General features: G+C 58.5%; 12 protein-coding genes. 1 reads left to right on the top strand and 11 read right to left on the bottom strand.

Annotated features, from left to right (window positions below):
- Window positions 1–94: 94 nt before the first annotated feature.
- The 5 genes from eno to rlmD form a co-directional block, all read right to left on the bottom strand.
- Window positions 95–1,393 (bottom strand): phosphopyruvate hydratase, encoded by a 1,299-nt coding sequence (gene eno / locus E7738_RS18390; RefSeq protein ID WP_021507362.1) that lies wholly within the window; start codon window positions 1,391–1,393, stop codon window positions 95–97.
- Between the two features lie 77 nt (window positions 1,394–1,470).
- Window positions 1,471–3,108, bottom strand: a complete 1,638-nt coding sequence (pyrG, locus tag E7738_RS18385) for a glutamine hydrolyzing CTP synthase (protein WP_021507363.1) — start codon at window positions 3,106–3,108, stop codon at window positions 1,471–1,473.
- Window positions 3,109–3,367: 259 nt separating this feature from the next.
- Window positions 3,368–4,150, bottom strand: a complete 783-nt coding sequence (gene mazG / locus E7738_RS18380) for a nucleoside triphosphate pyrophosphohydrolase (protein ID WP_394515923.1) — start codon at window positions 4,148–4,150, stop codon at window positions 3,368–3,370.
- 109 nt (window positions 4,151–4,259) lie between these two features.
- Window positions 4,260–6,494 (bottom strand): GTP diphosphokinase, encoded by a 2,235-nt coding sequence (gene relA, locus E7738_RS18375; protein WP_021507365.1) that lies wholly within the window; start codon window positions 6,492–6,494, stop codon window positions 4,260–4,262.
- Between the two features lie 32 nt (window positions 6,495–6,526).
- Window positions 6,527–7,843 (bottom strand): 23S rRNA (uracil(1939)-C(5))-methyltransferase RlmD, encoded by a 1,317-nt coding sequence (gene rlmD, locus E7738_RS18370; protein ID WP_021507366.1) that lies wholly within the window; start codon window positions 7,841–7,843, stop codon window positions 6,527–6,529.
- Window positions 7,844–7,933: 90 nt separating this feature from the next.
- Here rlmD and barA point away from each other — a divergent pair, with 90 nt between their 5' ends.
- Window positions 7,934–10,663, top strand: a complete 2,730-nt coding sequence (gene barA / locus E7738_RS18365) for a two-component sensor histidine kinase BarA (RefSeq protein ID WP_394515922.1) — start codon at window positions 7,934–7,936, stop codon at window positions 10,661–10,663.
- A gap of 166 nt (window positions 10,664–10,829) precedes the next feature.
- Here barA and E7738_RS18360 read toward each other — a convergent pair whose 3' ends face one another.
- The 6 genes from E7738_RS18360 to E7738_RS18335 all read right to left on the bottom strand — a co-directional run bounded on the left by E7738_RS18360 (window position 10,830) and on the right by E7738_RS18335 (window position 17,824).
- Complete coding sequence (locus tag E7738_RS18360; protein WP_058757043.1) at window positions 10,830–11,969, bottom strand: glycerate kinase; 1,140 nt, start codon at window positions 11,967–11,969, stop codon at window positions 10,830–10,832.
- Window positions 11,970–12,054: 85 nt separating this feature from the next.
- Complete coding sequence (garR, locus tag E7738_RS18355; protein WP_058771604.1) at window positions 12,055–12,939, bottom strand: 2-hydroxy-3-oxopropionate reductase; 885 nt, start codon at window positions 12,937–12,939, stop codon at window positions 12,055–12,057.
- A gap of 19 nt (window positions 12,940–12,958) precedes the next feature.
- Entirely contained in the window at window positions 12,959–13,726 is a 768-nt protein-coding gene (gene garL, locus E7738_RS18350; RefSeq protein WP_021507370.1) for a 2-dehydro-3-deoxyglucarate aldolase, read from the bottom strand.
- A gap of 52 nt (window positions 13,727–13,778) precedes the next feature.
- Window positions 13,779–15,110: a glucarate dehydratase gene (gene gudD, locus E7738_RS18345; RefSeq protein ID WP_040679678.1), complete on the bottom strand. Its 1,332-nt coding sequence runs from the start codon at window positions 15,108–15,110 to the stop codon at window positions 13,779–13,781.
- A gap of 10 nt (window positions 15,111–15,120) precedes the next feature.
- Window positions 15,121–16,467, bottom strand: coding sequence for an enolase C-terminal domain-like protein (locus E7738_RS18340; protein ID WP_215800713.1), 1,347 nt, complete (start codon window positions 16,465–16,467; stop codon window positions 15,121–15,123).
- Between the two features lie 10 nt (window positions 16,468–16,477).
- Window positions 16,478–17,824: an MFS transporter gene (locus E7738_RS18335; protein WP_058771607.1), complete on the bottom strand. Its 1,347-nt coding sequence runs from the start codon at window positions 17,822–17,824 to the stop codon at window positions 16,478–16,480.
- Between the last annotated feature and the right edge of the window lie 485 nt (window positions 17,825–18,309).

Raw genomic sequence — 18,309 nt, 5'->3', positions numbered from 1 at the left:
TTCACAGCTGCTTCGTGCCATAAAAAGCAAAAGCCCCGCACGAGGCGGGGCTTGATGTCAGGCGATGTGGCCGTTTAGCCACATCCGCAGGCGATTACGCCTGGCCTTTAACTTCTTTCAGACCGTTGAACGGCGCTTTGTCACCCAGCGCTTCTTCGATACGAATCAGCTGGTTGTACTTAGCAACGCGGTCAGAACGGCTCATAGAACCGGTTTTGATCTGGCCAGCGGCAGTACCGACCGCCAGGTCAGCGATGGTCGCATCTTCAGTTTCGCCAGAGCGGTGAGAGATGACCGCGGTATAGCCAGCGTCTTTCGCCATCTTGATCGCAGCCAGGGTTTCGGTCAGAGAACCGATCTGGTTGAATTTGATCAGGATAGAGTTAGCGATGCCTTTCTCGATGCCTTCTTTCAGGATTTTGGTGTTGGTCACGAACAGGTCGTCGCCCACCAGCTGAATTTTGTCGCCCAGTACTTTGGTCTGGTAAGCGAAGCCATTCCAGTCAGACTCATCCAGACCGTCTTCGATAGAAACGATTGGGTACTGTTTGGTCAGGTCTTCCAGGAAGTGGGTGAACTCTTCAGAAGTGAAGGCTTTGTTGCCTTCGCCAGCCAGCACATATTTGCCGTCTTTGTAGAATTCAGATGCTGCGCAGTCCATCGCCAGGGTGATGTCTTTGCCCAGCTCGTAGCCTGCTGCTTTAACAGCTTCGGCGATAACGGCCAGCGCTTCGGCGTTTGAACCCAGGTTTGGCGCGTAGCCACCTTCGTCACCCACCGCGGTGTTCATGCCTTTGGCTTTCAGGACTTTAGCCAGGTGATGGAACACTTCAGAACCCATACGGATGGCTTCTTTCACGGTTTTCGCGCCAACCGGCTGAATCATGAACTCCTGGATATCAACGTTGTTATCCGCGTGCTCACCACCGTTGATGATGTTCATCATTGGCAGTGGCATAGAGTATTTGCCCGGGGTGCCGTTCAGTTCTGCAATGTGTGCGTACAGTGGCAGACCTTTAGAGGCTGCTGCTGCTTTCGCTGCTGCCAGAGAAACCGCCAGAATGGCGTTTGCACCGAAGTTGGATTTGTTGTCAGTACCGTCCAGCTCGATCATGATCTTATCGATGTTCGCCTGGTCTTTGGCATCTTTGCCTTTTACCGCGTCAGCGATTGGGCCGTTAACCGCAGCAACCGCTTTGGTTACGCCTTTGCCCAGGAAACGAGACTTATCACCGTCACGCAGCTCCAGTGCTTCGCGTGAACCGGTTGATGCACCTGATGGCGCAGCAGCCAGACCAACGAAACCGCCTTCCAGATGCACTTCTGCTTCTACAGTCGGGTTGCCACGGGAGTCGATGATTTCGCGACCGATGACTTTAACGATTTTGGACATTCGATTTTCCTCAGTACAAGTTAGTCAATCCTAAGACAAACAACGCGCGAAAAGTTCGCGCGCTGTTCGTTAAACTCTTACTTCGCTAAACGCTTCTGGTGCTCCTGCGCGGCTTTCACAAAGCCAGCGAACAGCGGATGACCATCACGCGGGGTCGACGTGAATTCCGGGTGGAACTGGCAGGCTACAAACCATGGATGATTCGGGATCTCGATGATCTCCACCAGTTGATCGTCACCGGAACGGCCTGCAATGTGCAGACCCGCCGCTTCAATCTGCTTCAGCAGCAGATTGTTTACTTCGTAACGGTGGCGATGACGCTCAGTAATGACGTCAGAGCCGTACAGCTGGCGCACTTTGCTTTCCGGCGTCAGCTGGCACTGCTGGCTTCCCAGACGCATGGTGCCGCCCAGATCGCTCTGCTCGGTACGCTGTTCAACGTTACCGTTTTCATCGCGCCATTCGGTGATTAACGCAACCACCGGGTACTTACAGTCTGGCACAAATTCAGTGGAGTTGGCGCCTTCCATCCCGGCCACGTTGCGCGCAAATTCCATCAGCGCAATCTGCATGCCAAGGCAAATGCCGAGGTACGGAATGTTGTTTTCACGCGCGTATTGCGCGGTCAGCAATTTCCCTTCCACACCGCGGTAACCGAAGCCACCAGGAATCAGGATAGCATCAAGATCTTTCAGAATTTCGACGCCGCGCGTTTCCACATCCTGCGAATCGATCAGCTTGATGTTAACGGTGACGCGATTTTTCAGGCCGCCATGCTTCAGCGCTTCAATCACGGATTTGTAGGCATCCGGCAGTTCGACATATTTGCCGACCATACCGATGGTGACTTCGCCGCCCGGATTGGCTTCTTCGTAAATCACCTGCTCCCACTCGGCCAGATTGGCTTCCGGCGCGCTCAGGTTGAAACGCTTGCAGATGTAATCATCCAGACCCTGCGATTTCAGCAGGCCCGGGATCTTGTAGATCGAATCAACGTCTTTCAGCGAGATAACCGCTTTTTCCGGCACGTTACAGAACAGGGCGATCTTCGCACGCTCGTTAGCGGGCACCGCGCGGTCTGAACGGCAAATCAGCACGTCAGGCTGAATACCAATCGACAGCAGCTCTTTAACCGAGTGCTGAGTTGGCTTGGTTTTCACTTCACCCGCCGCCGCCATGTAAGGCACCAGCGTCAGGTGCATATACATGGTGTGTTCACGGCCAACATCGACCGCCATCTGGCGAATCGCTTCCAGGAACGGCAGGGATTCGATATCGCCCACGGTTCCGCCGATTTCCACCAGCACGACGTCATGACCTTCGCCACCTTCAATGATGCGCTCTTTGATGGCGTTGGTGATGTGTGGGATAACCTGAATGGTCGCGCCCAGATAGTCGCCGCGACGCTCTTTGCGCAGCACTTCTGAGTAGATACGGCCGGTAGTAAAGTTGTTGCGGCGCGACATTTTGGTACGGATGAAGCGCTCGTAGTGACCTAAATCCAGATCGGTCTCGGCCCCGTCATCGGTGACGAACACTTCACCATGCTGCGTAGGGCTCATGGTACCCGGATCGACGTTGATATACGGATCGAGTTTCATGATGGTCACATTCAGACCACGTGCTTCAAGGATGGCTGCGAGGGAGGCTGCGGCAATGCCTTTGCCCAGAGAGGAAACGACCCCGCCGGTCACAAAAATATAATTCGTTGTCATGCTGAACCTGAGAGTTTAGGTTTAAAGACGGTGGAATAACCAGGACGGGAAAACAGTATACCCGAAGTCGTCCGCAGCCACAATTGATGAATCACACCATCCTCCTCGCATTACAGCCTGTAACATAGCGGAGAGTGCCGGGTGAAATGTTGACGTACGTCACAAAGTTGCCGACTGGCTGAATCGAGTAAGCTCGGCCGGTGATTTTATGCGCAGCGCTGGAATAATCACCTGCGCTGCGCAGAGATGTTGAATAAGGTTATTCGCCGGCTTTGACCTGCTGCCAGGCGGCTTCCATCTGCGCCAGCGTAGCCTGTTCCATGCTCAGCCCCTGGGCCTGAATAATATTCTCGACCTGACGGAAGCGGCGCTCGAACTTGTCGTTGGCCTTCTGCAGCGCGGTTTCCGCTTTGCTGCCGAGATGGCGTGACAGATTGACGGTAGCGAACAGCAGATCGCCAATCTCCTCTTCCAGCTTGTCGCTGTCCACCACGGCCTGCTGGGCTTCATGCATCACTTCGTCGATCTCTTCATGCACTTTATCCAGCACCGGCCCGAGGCTGTCCCAGTCGAAGCCTACGCTGTGACAGCGCTTCTGGATTTTATAGGCGCGCATCAGCGCCGGCAGCGCTTTAGGGATATCGTCCAGCACCGAGTGCTGCGACTTCTCCGCACGCTCACGCTGCTTGATCGCCTCCCAGTTTTTCAGCACTTCTGCGGTGGAATCGACCTGGACTTCGCCGAAGATGTGCGGATGGCGACGCTCCAGTTTGTCACTGATGGCGTTGCAGATGTCATCGAAGTTGAAACGCTGCTGCTCCTCGGCCATGCGGGCGTAGAACACCACCTGAAACAGCAGATCGCCCAGTTCGCCGCGCAGATCGTCAAAGTCTTCGCGCTGGATGGCGTCGATAACTTCATAGGTCTCTTCCAGCGTATACGGCGCGATAGAGGCAAAGGTCTGCTGGCGATCCCACGAGCAGCCGCGCACCGGATCGCGCAGGGTTTGCATGATGGTGAGCAGGCGGTTTAAAGCAGTCATGAAAGTCCCCGGAACAACAAGATAAAAAGCCGCCATTAATGGCGACCCTGCAGGGTAATTACGCGGTTTTGCCTGGGTGCGCATTGCTGCGCACCGGTCTCAGCAGGGCTTAATGTAAGCGGCGCGCATCGATAATATCCGGCACCTGATTAAGGCGCGCCAGCACGCGACCCAGCACCTGCTGGTTATAAATCTCGATATCCATATCGATGGTGGCGAGCTGCTTTTTGGTGTCGCTGCGGCTGGACACGCCCAGCACGTTGACCTTTTCATTGGCCAGAATGGTGGTGATGTCGCGCAGCAGCCCGCTGCGATCGTTGGCCGTCACGCGTACCACCAGCGAATAACCGCTGGAGTAACTTTCGCCCCACACCGCATCGACAATCCGTTCCGGCGCATGCGAAATCAGTTCGCTGAGCTGATCGCAGTCGGCGCGGTGAATCGAAATGCCGCGCCCCTGGGTAATAAACCCGACAATATCATCGCCCGGAATCGGCTGGCAGCAGCGCGCAATGTGGTGCAGCAGATTGCCGACGCCCTCCACCACCACGCGGCCACTCTCTTTGCGCGCCGACGACGGCTGATGCGATTTTTGCGTCAGCTGACGCAGCGCCTCGCGATCTTCCTCTTCAGCGCTCGGCTTGTTGAGCTTCGCCTGCAGGAAGTTAACCATCTGGTTAAGACGGATATCCCCGCCGCCAATCATCGCCAGCAGCTCATCCTGCGAGCTGACGTTATAACGCGGCAGCAGCAGCTTCTCGGCTTCGCGCATGCTGATATCCAGCTGGCCCAGCTCGCTATCGAGAATCTGCCGGCCGGCCGCGATATTTTTGTCGCGATCCTGTTTACGGAACCAGGCATGAATTTTCGAGCGTCCGCGGCTGGTGGTGATATAGCCGAGGTTGGGGTTCAGCCAGTCGCGGCTCGGGTTCGGCTGCTTCTGGGTGATCACCTCAATCTGATCGCCCATCTGCAGCTGATAGGTAAAGGGCACGATACGGCCGCCGATTTTGGCACCGATGCAGCGATGACCAATATCACTGTGAATGTGGTAGGCAAAGTCGAGCGGCGTGGAACCGGCCGGCAAATCGACCACGTCGCCCTTCGGCGTAAACACGTAAACGCGGTCATCAAATACCTGGCTGCGCACCTCTTCCAGCATCTCGCCGGAATCCGCCATCTCTTCCTGCCAGGTAATCAGTTTACGCAGCCAGGCGATGCGCTCTTCGTGCCCTGCGGCACCGCGCGCGTTGCTGGCCGTCGGTCCTTCTTTGTACTTCCAGTGTGCCGCGACGCCCAGTTCAGCGTCCTCGTGCATCTGGCGGGTACGGATCTGAATCTCGACCGTTTTGCCCTGCGGTCCCAGCACCACGGTATGAATCGACTGATAGCCGTTTGGCTTGGGATTGGCGACGTAATCGTCGAACTCGCTAGGCAGATGACGATACAGCGTGTGGACGGTGCCGAGCGCGCCGTAGCAGTCCTGCAGGCGTTCAGCGACGATGCGCACTGCGCGCACGTCGAACAGCTCATCAAACGCCAGCGACTTCTTCTGCATTTTGCGCCAGATGCTGTAGATATGCTTGGGACGGCCGTAAACTTCTGCGCGCACGCCCTCTTTTTGCATCTCTTTACGCAGGTTATCGACGAAGTTATCAATGTACTGTTCACGATCGATGCGGCGTTCGTGCAGCAGTTTGGCGATGCGTTTGTATTCGTCAGGATGGAGATAGCGGAAGCAATAATCTTCCAGCTCCCATTTGAGCTGGCCGATCCCGAGACGGTTGGCCAGCGGCGCATAAATGTTGGTGCTCTCTTTCGCCGCCAGCACGCGCTCATCTTCCGGCGCATCTTTCATCTCGCGCAGATGGGCGATACGTTCTGCCAGCTTGATGACCACGCAGCGGAAATCTTCCACCATCGCCAGCAGCATGCGGCGCACGTTATCCACCTGCTCTGAGGCCATTGAGTCGTTGTGAATGGCTTTCAGCTGACGGATGGCATCCATATCGCGCACGCCGTGCACCAGCGAGACGATGCTTTTGCCAAAGGCCTTCTCCAGATCCTCTTCGCTCACCACGCCCGCATTGGCCAGCGGGAACAGCAGCGCGGCGCGCAGACTGTCGATGTCCATACTGAGCATGGTGAGAATTTCCACCATTTCAATACCGCGCCACAGCAGCAGAGCCTGATCTGGATGGTCGTGCGTTTCGGCTTCACAGTAGCGCCATGTTTCCGCCAGTCGTTCGCAGGATTGCGGATTACTGATACTCAAGCTGGCGATCCACTGGTCAAGGGCAAATTCCCCGGCCGTATTTAAATGCGCACTTCTAACCGCAACCATATCCTCTCCTGCCACAGCGACTTAAACATCGCTTATGTTTTGCTAAACAGCACCATGGATTCGAGATGGCTGGTATGAGGGAACATATCCAGCATCGCGACCCTTTCCAGATGGTAGCCCGCTGACAGTAATGTCTGACTGTCGCGGGCAAGTGTTGTCGGGTTACAGGAAACATAGACCACGCGTTGCGGCGCAAGTTTAACGATATGCGACATCACGCCCGCGGCCCCGGCACGCGCCGGATCCAGTAACACCTTATTAAATCCCTGCGCCGCCCAGGGCTGGCGCGAGACATCTTCCTCTAAATTGTGCTGGAAGAAGCAGACATTTCTGAGATTGTTAAGCTGAGCATTATACTCTGCCTGGCGCACTAATGCTGCAACGCCCTCCACACCCACCGCATTTTGTACGAACTTTCCTAGCGGCAATGTGAAGTTGCCCATGCCGCAGAACAGATCGAGCACCCGATCGTCCGGCTGCAGATCCAGCCAGGCAATCGCCTGTGCCACCATCTGCTGATTCACGCCATCGTTGACCTGAATGAAATCCTGCGGGCTAAAGGTTAGCTGCAAATCAAACGAGCGGTAGTAAGGCTGCTCCGCGCCGAGCGCCTGCAGCGCGTCACTGCCGTCCGCCAGCCAGATCATCAGCCGGTGCTCATGCGAAAAACGTTCCAGTTTTGTCCGGTCCGCAGCGGAGAGCGCATCAAGATGGCGCAGCACCATTAGCGGACCGTTATCCGCCAGCACCAGTTCCACATGCCCCAGCCGTTTCACTGCGTGCAGGCTGCTGAGACAGTGGTGCAGCGGCTGCAGCAGCGCCTCAAGCTCGGGCACCAAAACGGGGCATTGCGTCACATCAATCAGATCGTTACTGCCCGCCTGACGGAAGCCCATCTGCAGGCGCTGCTGCTTCGGCAGCCACTGCAAACCGAGACGCGCGCGCCGGCGATAGCCCCAGGGCGCAGCGCTGATGATCTCATCCACCTGCACCGGCAGCGCCGCTTCCTGACTCAGCATGCGGCCCAGCGCCCGCGCTTTGCTCTCCTGCTGCAGCGCCACGGACACGTGCTGCTGCTGGCAGCCGCCGCACACGCCGAAATGGATGCAGCGCGGTTGCTGGCGCTGCGGGCTCGGTTGTGTAATCTTTTTGGCTTTGCCGCGCGCAAACTGACGCTTATCTTCGGTCAGGATCACCTCGGCCTGTTCGCCGGGCAGCGCGCCGCTGACAAACAGCGTTTTACCGTTATGGCGCGCCACGCCCTGACCAAAGGGATCAAGCTCGTCAATGGTGACGCTGAGACGTTGCTTCGTCGTCACGCGCTGTTTTGCGGAGTAAAATTGCGCCATAGTATTGTGAATTCTCAGTTTTCATTAGGTGTGCAGCCGTACGCGGTTTTTGCACAGGGATAAAATGCCAGGAGTCGCCAGGCCACAATTATGACCAAATACAGCCTGCGGGCGCGAATGATGATTCTGATACTGGCGCCGACGCTGATGATTGGCCTGCTGCTCAGTACCTTCTTCGTGGTGCACCGCTACAACGAACTGCAGCACCAGGTGCGCGATGCCGGCGCTAACATTATCGAACCGCTGGCGGTGTCGAGCGAGTACGGCATGACGTGGCATAATCGTGATGCGATTCGCGAGCTGGTCAGCCTGCTGCATCGCCGTCATTCCGATATTGTCCGTGCCATTACGGTTTTCGACAACAACAATCACATCTACGTCAGCTCCAATAACAACCAGAACCTCGCGCTGCTGCAAAAAGCCGATATTTCCACGCTGGCGGATGGCGTGTCGGTGGAGCGACACGGCAACCTGATGGTGCTGCGCACGCCAATCATCTCTGAACGCTATTCGGTGGACGAACTGCCGGGTGAAGACGCCAAGCCGGCAGGGAATCCGCTGGGTTATGTGGCGATTGAGCTGGATCTGCAGTCGGTGCGGCTGGAGCAGTACAAAGAGGTGTTTGTCGCCACTCTGCTGCTGCTGTTTTGCCTGTGTATCGCCATGTTGTTTGCCTATCGACTGATGCGCGACGTCACCGGCCCGATTCGCAACATGGTTACCACCGTGGACCGCATCCGGCGCGGCCAGCTCGACAGCCGCGTGGATGGCTATATGCTGGGCGAGCTGAGCATCCTGAAAAACGGCATCAACGCCATGGCGATGTCGCTCACTGCCTACCATGAAGAGATGCAGCAGAACATCGACCAGGCAACCTACGATCTGCGCGAAACGCTGGAGCAGCTGGAGATTCAGAACGTCGAGCTGGACCTGGCGAAAAAGCGCGCCCAGGAAGCGGCACGCATCAAGTCGGAGTTTCTCGCCAATATGTCGCACGAGCTGCGCACGCCGCTCAATGGCGTGATTGGCTTTACCCGCCAGATGCTGAAAACCGGGCTGAGCACCAACCAGCGTGATTACATGAGCACCATTGAGCGCTCGGCCAATAACCTGCTGAGCATCATTAACGACGTGCTCGATTTCTCCAAACTGGAAGCCGGTAAGCTGGTGCTGGAGTCGATCCCGTTCCCGCTGCGCGCCACGCTGGATGAAACGCTGGTGCTGCTGGCACCGTCCGCGCATGAGAAAGGCCTCGAGATCACTGTGTGCCTGGAGAAACAGGTGCCGGATAATGTGATTGGCGATCCGCTGCGTCTGCAGCAAATTCTGATCAACCTGATTGGCAACGCCATCAAATTCACCGAGCGCGGCCACATTGATCTGCGCGTCGAGCTACGTCATCTCAGCATCACACGGGCGGAACTGGAGATTCAGGTGCACGATACCGGCATCGGTATCTCTGAGCAGCAGCAGTCGCAGCTGTTCCAGGCATTTCGTCAGGCGGACGCCAGTATTTCGCGCCGTCACGGCGGTACCGGTCTTGGCCTGGTGATTACGCAGAAACTGGTACACGAAATGGGCGGTGAGATCGCCTTCCACAGCCGGCAGAATCAGGGCTCCACCTTCTGGGTACAGGTACATCTGGATCTCAATCCTAACGCACCGGCGATTCCACGCATGCTGGACGATCTGCACGCCACGCCGCTGGCTTATATCGAACCCCATCCGGCGGTGGCGAAAGCGGTTCAGGAGATGCTGAGCATTACGCCTCTGCAGGTGCAGCACTTTGCCAGCCTTGACGATCTGCCCGACGCCCATTTCCCGCTGCTGCTGATGGGGCTGCCGGTCAGCGATCCGCATCCGGCTACGCTGTCCGATGCGCTGATTGCCCGCCTGCGCGCAAACGCCGACTCCGTGCTGCTGGCGCTGCCAAGTGAAATGATGCTGTTCGCTGACGATTTGCGCGCGCGCGGTATCGCCGGCTGCATTGCCAAACCGGTGTCGCTGACGCGATTGCTGCCGATGCTGCTCGATCTCAACATGCGTCACAGCGACGCCGCCCCGCGCGGCGTAAGACAGCCGCTGACGGTGATGGCGGTGGATGATAATCCAGCCAACCTGAAGCTGATCGGCGCATTGCTGGAGGAGCAGGTCCAGAACATCATTCTGTGCGACAACGCCAGTCAGGCGATTCACCAGGCGCGGCAGCAGCGGCTGGATGTGATTCTGATGGATATTCAGATGCCAGACATCGACGGCATCCGCGCCAGCGAGATCATCCGCAGCCTGCCACAGCACGCCAGCACGCCGATTGTCGCGGTCACGGCGCATGCGCTGGATGGCGAACGCGAGCAGCTGATCGCCGCTGGCATGAATGATTATCTCGCCAAACCGATTGATGAGGACAAGCTGAAGCAGCTGCTGCAGCGCTATGCGCCGGGCAGCGTGGCGAGCGCGGTGCGACAACCGGCGATCGCGCCCTCACTCGACTGGGCGCTGGCACTGCGCCAGGCGGCGAATAAAGCCGAGCTGGCGCGCGATCTACTGCAGATGCTGCTGGATTTTCTGCCGGAAGTGGAGCAGCGCGTGGCGCAGTGTATGGCGCAGAATGACGTCGATGGGCTGCGCGAGATTATTCACAAGCTGCATGGCAGTGCCAGCTATAGCGGCGTGCCGCGGCTGAAACAGCTGTGTCAGCAGCTGGAGAAGAGTCTGCATCAGGAGAGCGATATCGCAGCGCTGGAACCAGAACTGCTGGAGCTGAGCGACGAGATGGCGAATGTGGCGCGCGAAGCGCGTCAGGTGCTGGGCGTGGTGTAGTGAGGGTTGTGCGCTGGGCCCTCACCCTAACCCTCTCCCGGCGGGAGAGGGAACCGTCCGGTGCGATCCAGAGGAACAGCGCGAAATCCAAATCCGTGCACTATCAGCCCCCTCTCCCGCCTGCGGGAGAGGGCTGGGGTGAGGGAAAAACCGCACCGCCTCCCCCTTACAACCCCTGCCCCACCTTAATCGTGGCAGCAACATTCCTTGCCGTCAGGCGGACATTCTGCGCGGCATTGGCCAGCGCCTCTTCCAGCGAACAGATACCCGACAGCACGCTGTACACCGCGTCGATCCCGTGCTGATGCACCACACCGACATCCGCCGTCAGGCTGCCGGCAATACCGATCACCGGCTTATTGAACTGCTTCGCCACCTGCGCCACGCCAACCGGCACTTTGCCGTTAACTGACTGACTGTCGATGCGCCCTTCACCGGTAATCACCAGATCGGCATCCTGCACCTGCTGCGCCAGTCCCAGCGCTTCGGTGACAATCTCAATGCCGCGCCGCAGTTCCGCGTGGCAAAACGCATGCAGCGCTGCGCCCATGCCGCCGGCTGCACCACCGCCGGCGATGTGCAGCACATCAATATCCAGATCGCGCTGAATAATCGCGGCGTAATGGCCGAGCGCGGCATCCAGCTGCTGCACCAGCTGCGGCGTGGCCCCCTTCTGCGGGCCAAAAATCGCCGACGCCCCTTCTTCGCCAATCAGCGGATTGGTCACGTCGCATGCCACTTCAATGCGGCACTGCAGCAGGCGCGGATCCAGATCGGCGATCTCAATCTTCGCCAACTGCGGCAGGGCCCCGCCGCCGTAGCCAATCCCGCTGCCGTCGCTGTCCAGCAGACGGGCACCGAGCGCCTGCACCATGCCGGCACCGCCGTCGTTAGTGGCGCTGCCGCCGATGCCGATGATGATGTGATCGACGCCGCGATCCAGCGCGTTTTTGATCAGTTCACCGGTACCGTAGGAGGTGGTGATCAGCGGATCGCGCTGTGCCGCAGGCACCAGCTCCAGCCCGCTGGCCGCCGCCATCTCAATAAAGGCGGTACGCGCATCACCGGATAATCCGTAAAACGCGTCGACCGGCTCGCCGAGCGGCCCGGTCACCGTCAGTCTGACGATGTTGCCCTGGGTTGCCGCCACCATTGCTTCAACCGTGCCTTCTCCGCCGTCGGCGACCGGTATTTTGACATAGTCAGCGGCGGGGAAAATTTCGCGAAATCCCGCTTCTATCGCGGTAGCCACTTCCAGGGCGGACAAACTCTCTTTGTATGAATCCGGTGCGATGACAATTTTCATAGGCAATCCGAGCGCGGTAGGTGACGGAAATCCGTCTGGCTTAGGCAGTACAGCGTCCGGCATCCGCAGACACCGGACGCGGGCACTACCGGGTGATCTCAACTTTGGCTAATTTTTCATAATAGCAAGCCAGCGCGCTATGATCGGACGTACCCTGCCCGTCGACTTTTAGCGCCTGCATCATCTCCATCACCGCTGCGGTCAGCGGCAGATGTGCGCCAATGCCGTGTGAGGTATCAAGCGCATTGGCTAAGTCCTTGATATGCAAATCGATACGGAAGCCAGGCTTAAAGTTGCGATCCAGCACCATGGGCGCTTTGGCATCCAGCACGGTGCTGCCCGCCAGACCGCCGCGAATCGCCTGGTAAACCAGTTCCGGATTGACGCCGGCTTTGGTGGCCAGCGACAGCGCTTCTGACATCGCGGCAATGTTGAGCGCCACAATCACCTGGTTGGCCAGTTTAGTGACGTTGCCCGCGCCGATATCGCCGGTGTGCACCACCGAACCGGCCATCGCCTTAAGAACATCGTAGCACTGATCAAACAGCGCTTTATCGCCGCCGACCATCACCGACAGCGTGCCTTCAATCGCTTTTGGCTCACCGCCGCTCACCGGCGCATCCAGCATTCTGATGCCTTTTTCTGCCAGCGCATCATGCACTTCGCGGCTGGCCAGCGGCGCGATGGAGCTCATGTCGATCACCACCAGCCCCGGCTTCGCCCCTTCGATGATGCCGTTCTCGCCCAGACACACCTCTTTCACCTGCGGTGAGTTCGGCACCATGGTGATCACCACGTCAACCTGCGCGGCCAGCTCTTTCGGCGTTTTCGCCACGGTGGCACCCAGCTCCACCAGTTCGGCTTCGTTGCTGGCGTTGTGGTCGCGCACCACCAGGGTGTAACCGGCTTTCACCAGGTTTTTACTCATCGGTTTGCCCATGATGCCGAGGCCGATAAATCCAATTTTCATTGCCTTTCCCCTTCGTCAGTTACTGCTTAAATTTGTCGCACAGCGCCTGCGTGGCGTGGCGGAAAACACCGAGATCGCTGCCGACGGCAACAAAGCTGGCGCCCCATTCGAGATAACGGCGTGCGTCAGCCTCCACCGGCGCCAGAATCCCGCTCGGCTTACCGGCAGCTTTGGCGCGCTCAAGGATGTAACGGATCACTTTCAGCACTTCCGGATGCGCCGGCTGGCCGAGATAGCCCAGCGCCGCTGACAGATCGCCCGGGCCGACAAAGATGCCGTCTACGCCGTCCACCGCCGCGATGGCGTCAATGTTGTCCACCGCCTGCTGAGTTTCGATTTGCACCAGCACGGTGATGTTGTCATTGATGGTGGCGTTGTAGTCCGCCAGCGTGCCGTACATGTTGCTGCGATGCGAAACCGACACGCCGCGAATACCGGCTGGCGGATAGCGGGTCGATGCCACCGCGCGCGCCGCCTCTTCTGCGGTTTCCACGAAAGGAATCAGGAAGTTATAGAAGCCAATATCCAGCAGACGCTTGATGATGATCGGCTCATTGCACGGCGGTCGCACCACCGGCGCGCTCGGGCTGCCTTTCAGCGCCATCAGCTGCGGAATAAAGGTGGTGATGTCGTTCGGCGCGTGTTCGCCGTCCAGCACCAGCCAGTCAAAGCCCGCCAGCCCCAGCACTTCCGTGGTGAGAGGATTGGCAAGGGCGCACCAGCTGCCAATCAGGGTTTCCCCTGCCAGCAAACGACGACGAAAAGGGTTGGGCCAGGCATTGCTCATGATCTCTACTCCTGTTATTTAGCACCACCGCCCGCGGGCGCGCGGAATAAAATCAGCGCACCAGGCACGGACGCTTGTTATCAAATGTCCAGTTCGGCACGAGGAACTGCATCGCCTGCGCATCGTCGCGCGCGCCCAGTCCATGCTGCTGATACAGCGCATGGGCCTGCATCACCTGATCCATGTCCAGTTCGACGCCAAGGCCCGGCTTCTGCGGCACCTGCACCATGCCGCCCTTGATCTGCAACGGCTCTTTGGTCAGGCGCTGATTGCCCTCCTGCCAGATCCAGTGGGTGTCGATGGCGGTAATGGCGCCCGGTGCGGCGGCGGCCACATGGGTGAACATCGCCAGCGAAACATCGAAATGGTTGTTGGAGTGCGAACCCCAGGTCAGGCCGAAGTCGTGACACATCTGCGCCACGCGCACCGAGCCCTGCATGGTCCAGAAGTGCGGATCGGCCAGCGGAATATCGACCGACTGTAGCGACAGCGTGTGGCCCATCTGGCGCCAGTCGGTAGCGATCATATTGGTGGCGGTGGGCAGACCGGTGGCGCGCCGGAACTCGGCCATCACTTCACGTCCGGAGTAACCCTGTTCAGCGCCGCATGGATCTTCTGCATAAGCCAGCACGCCTTTCAGCTGTTTACCGAGCAGGATGGCCTCATTCAGCGACCAGGCTCCGTTGGGATCGAGCGTCACGCGCGCCTGCGGGAAACGCTTCGCCAGTGCGGTTACCGCTTCGGCCTCTTCACCGCCGCGCAGTACGCCACCTTTCAGTTTGAAATCGTTAAAGCCATATTTTTCGTAGGCGGCTTCTGCCAGGCGCACCACCGCGTCCGGCGTCAGCGCTTCCTCATGCCGCAGGCGATACCAGTCGCACGGATCATCGGTCTGGCTCTGATACGGCAGTGACGTTTTGCGGCGATCGCCGACGTAAAACAGGTAGCCGAGCATCTCGACGCGGTCACGCTGCTGTCCTTCGCCCAGCAGCGACGCCACGTTGACGCCCAGATGCTGGCCGAGCAGATCCAGCAGCGCCGCTTCGATGCCGGTCACCACGTGAATGGTGGTGCGCAGGTCAAAGGTCTGATTGCCGCGCCCGCTGGCATCGCGATCGGCAAAGGTAGTGCGCACCAGGGTGAGGATATTTTTGTACTCGCCGACGGTTTTTCCGGTTACCAGCGCCGCCGCATCTTCCAGCGTCTGACGAATTTTCTCACCGCCGGGGATCTCGCCCACGCCCGTGTGGCCGGCGTTATCTTTCACAATCACGATATTGCGGGTAAAAAACGGCGCGTGGGCACCGCTCAGATTCAGCAGCATGCTGTCGTAACCGGCCACCGGAATGACCTGCATCGCTGTAATTTTCGGGGTGTGACTCATTTCCTGCTCCTTATGCATGGCGGCGTCCAAAAGCCGGACGCTTGCGGTCGAACGACCATCCGGGAACCAGATATTGCATTGCCGTGGCGTCATTACGTGCGCCTGCCGGCAGCGATTGATACAGGGCGTTAGCCTGGCGCAGGCGATCCCAGTCCAGTTCAACACCGAGGCCGGGTTTGTCCGGCACGGCAATTTTGCCGTTGCGGATCTGCAGCGGCTCTTTGGTCAGGCGCTGGTCGCCCTCCTGCCAAATCCAGTGGGTATCGATGGCGGTCGGTTTACCCGGTGCCGCTGCGCCGACGTGGGTAAACATCGCCAGCGAAATGTCGAAGTGATTATTGGAGTGGCAGCCCCAGGTCAGCCCCCACTCATCACACAGCTGCGCCACGCGTACCGCGCCGCTCAGCGTCCAGAAGTGCGGGTCGGCCAGCGGAATATCGACCGCGTTGAGCATCACCGCGTGGTTCATCTCCCGCCAGTTGGTGGCGATCATATTGGTGGCGACCGGCAGACCGGTGGCGCGGCGAAACTCGGCCATGACTTCGCGCCCGGAATATCCCTGCTCGGCACCGCACGGATCTTCGGCATAGGTCAGCACCTCGTGCAGGCCTTTGCACAGCGCGATGGCTTCATCCAGATGCCAGGCGCCGTTGGGATCGACGGTGATGCGCGCGTCCGGGAAACGCTGCTTCAGTGCCACTGCCGAGGCAATCTCCTGCTCGCCCGGCAGCACGCCGCCTTTGAGTTTGAAATCTTTGAAGCCGTACCTGTCCTGCGCCGCTTCGGCTAAGCGCACCACCGCGTCCGGCGTCAGCGCCTCCTGGTGGCGCAGGTGATACCAGTCGTGACCGGCCGCGTCTCCGCTCTGATACGGCAAATCAGTCTTACGCCGATCGCCAATGTAAAACAGGTAGCCCAGCACCGTGACCTCATCGCGCTGCTGACCTGGCCCCAGCAGCTCGGCTACTGGCACGCCGAGGCACTGGCCGAGCAGATCGAGCAGCGCCGCTTCCAGCGCCGCCACCGCATTGACCCGCAGCTCAAACGTCCAGGCGCCGTTGCCGAAAGTATCGAAATCCGCCGACTGGTTACCTTTGTGCACCTGCTGCACCAGCCGGTTCATGCGCGCCACCTGCTGCCCTTTCACCTGCGGTATTGCCGCGACCAGCGTCTGATAAATGGTTTCACCGCCCGGCGCTTCGCCGACGCCGGTGTGGCCGGCGCTGTCGGTCAGCACCACGATATTGCGGGTGAAGCAGGCGCTGTGCGCACCGCCGATGTTGAGCAGCATGCTGTCGTAACCCGCCACCGGGACCACCTGCATGTCGGTAATCACCGGGGAACTTTGCGTATTCATATTCGGTTCCTTATGACCGGGGTTTGAGTTCGACACGTTTGATATCGCCGGTTATCACCAGGAAGCTGAACGCAGCCACAAACGCATGGATGCCGACATAAATCAGCGCCCCTTCAAACGAACCGCTGGTGGCGATGATGTAACCAATGGCAATCGGCGTGACAATGCCAGAGAAGTTACCGAACATATTGAACAGGCCGCCGCTCAGGCCGCTGATCTCTTTGGGTGCGGTATCGGCCATCACCGCCCAGCCCAGCGCACCAATGCCTTTACCAAAGAATGCCAGCGCCATAAACAGCACCACTACCCATTCGGTTTCGGTGTAGTTACACATCACCATGCTGATGGAGAGCAGCATACCGATGACAATCGGGGTTTTACGCGCGATGTTTAGCGAGCCGGTTTTACGCATCAGATAATCTGAAATCACGCCGCCCAGCACGCCGCCGAGGAAGCCGCAGATGGCGGGAATCGAGGCGATCATGCCGGCTTTAAGAATCGACATGCCGCGCGCCTGCACCAGATACACCGGGAACCAGGTAATAAAGAAGTAGGTCAGGGCGTTAACGCAGTACTGACCGAGATAGATCCCCCACATCATGCGGGTGGAGAGCAGTTGCTTGATTTGAAACCACTTCTCATCCCAGCTCACTTTACGCTCGGCTTTCTTCGCATCCATGTTAATCAGCGCACCGCCCTGCTCCATGTACTCCAGCTCGGCTTTGTTCACGCCAGGGTGATCGTTCGGGTCATGAATTACTTTCAGCCAGATAAAGCTGAGAATGATGCCCAGCCCGCCCATGAACCAGAACACGTGCGCCCAGCCCACCTCGGCCACCAGCCAGCCCATGATCGGTGCGAAAATCACCGTGGCGAAGTACTGGGCGGAGTTAAAGATGGCGACGGCGGTACCGCGCTCCTGCGCCGGGAACCAGGCAGCAACAATACGGCTGTTACCCGGGAAAGACGGCGCTTCCGCCAGCCCCACCATGAAGCGCAGCAGGAACAGTGACACCACAATGCCGAAGCCGCTGAAGATGTCGACGAAGCCCTGCAACAGGGTAAACAGCGACCACAGGAAGATGCTCCAGAAATAGACGCGTTTGGAGCCGAAGCGGTCCAGCAGCCAGCCGCCAGGAATCTGACCGATAACGTACGCCCACGAGAAGGCGGAGAAGATGTAGCCGAGGCCGACGGAATCGAGACCGATCTCCTTCGACATCGCCGAACCGGCAATCGAAATGGTGGCCCGGTCACCGTAGTTGAACGAGGTGACGATAAATAACATCACCACAATCCAGTAACGGGCGTTGGTGCGCTTCTGCACCGCTGCCGCTGTCTGGCTGTAACTATTCATGATGCACTCCTGAAATATAGCGAACGCTACATTCACTCTGACTGCATACACATCGCGTTGGGTATCAGAATGATGTTGGGTTAAACACGGCGATTGTTGTTATGGCAAAACGATGATGCGTCGTGACGAATAACCAAACGTCGAAGAACGGCAATCAGTATAGGAACAGCATCGCCGCGAAACACTGGAGGAACGCCCGAGGATAATCATCAATCCGGCACGATTTTCTGGCATTTGCCCATAACGCTGCGGCGTGGCTCACGGAACCCGCCATCCAGCCGCCAGATTGCTGCAAAAGTGAACAGCAAGCGTACGCTTTGTGAGGCTCTTCACTTGCGTTTGGTAAAACGAACCAAACTGCGCGCCGATCGCGGCACAAAGCCAGTCAGTTGCACAATGCGCGGGTGAATACCCCTGCTTATACTGAGGCTGGCAAATAACGATGATGTGACGGACGTGATTTCAACCGCACCGCTATAACCGGT

It is taken from the genome of Pantoea sp. SGAir0430 (assembly GCF_043549295.1).
This window is presented reverse-complemented; position numbering and strand designations above follow the sequence as displayed.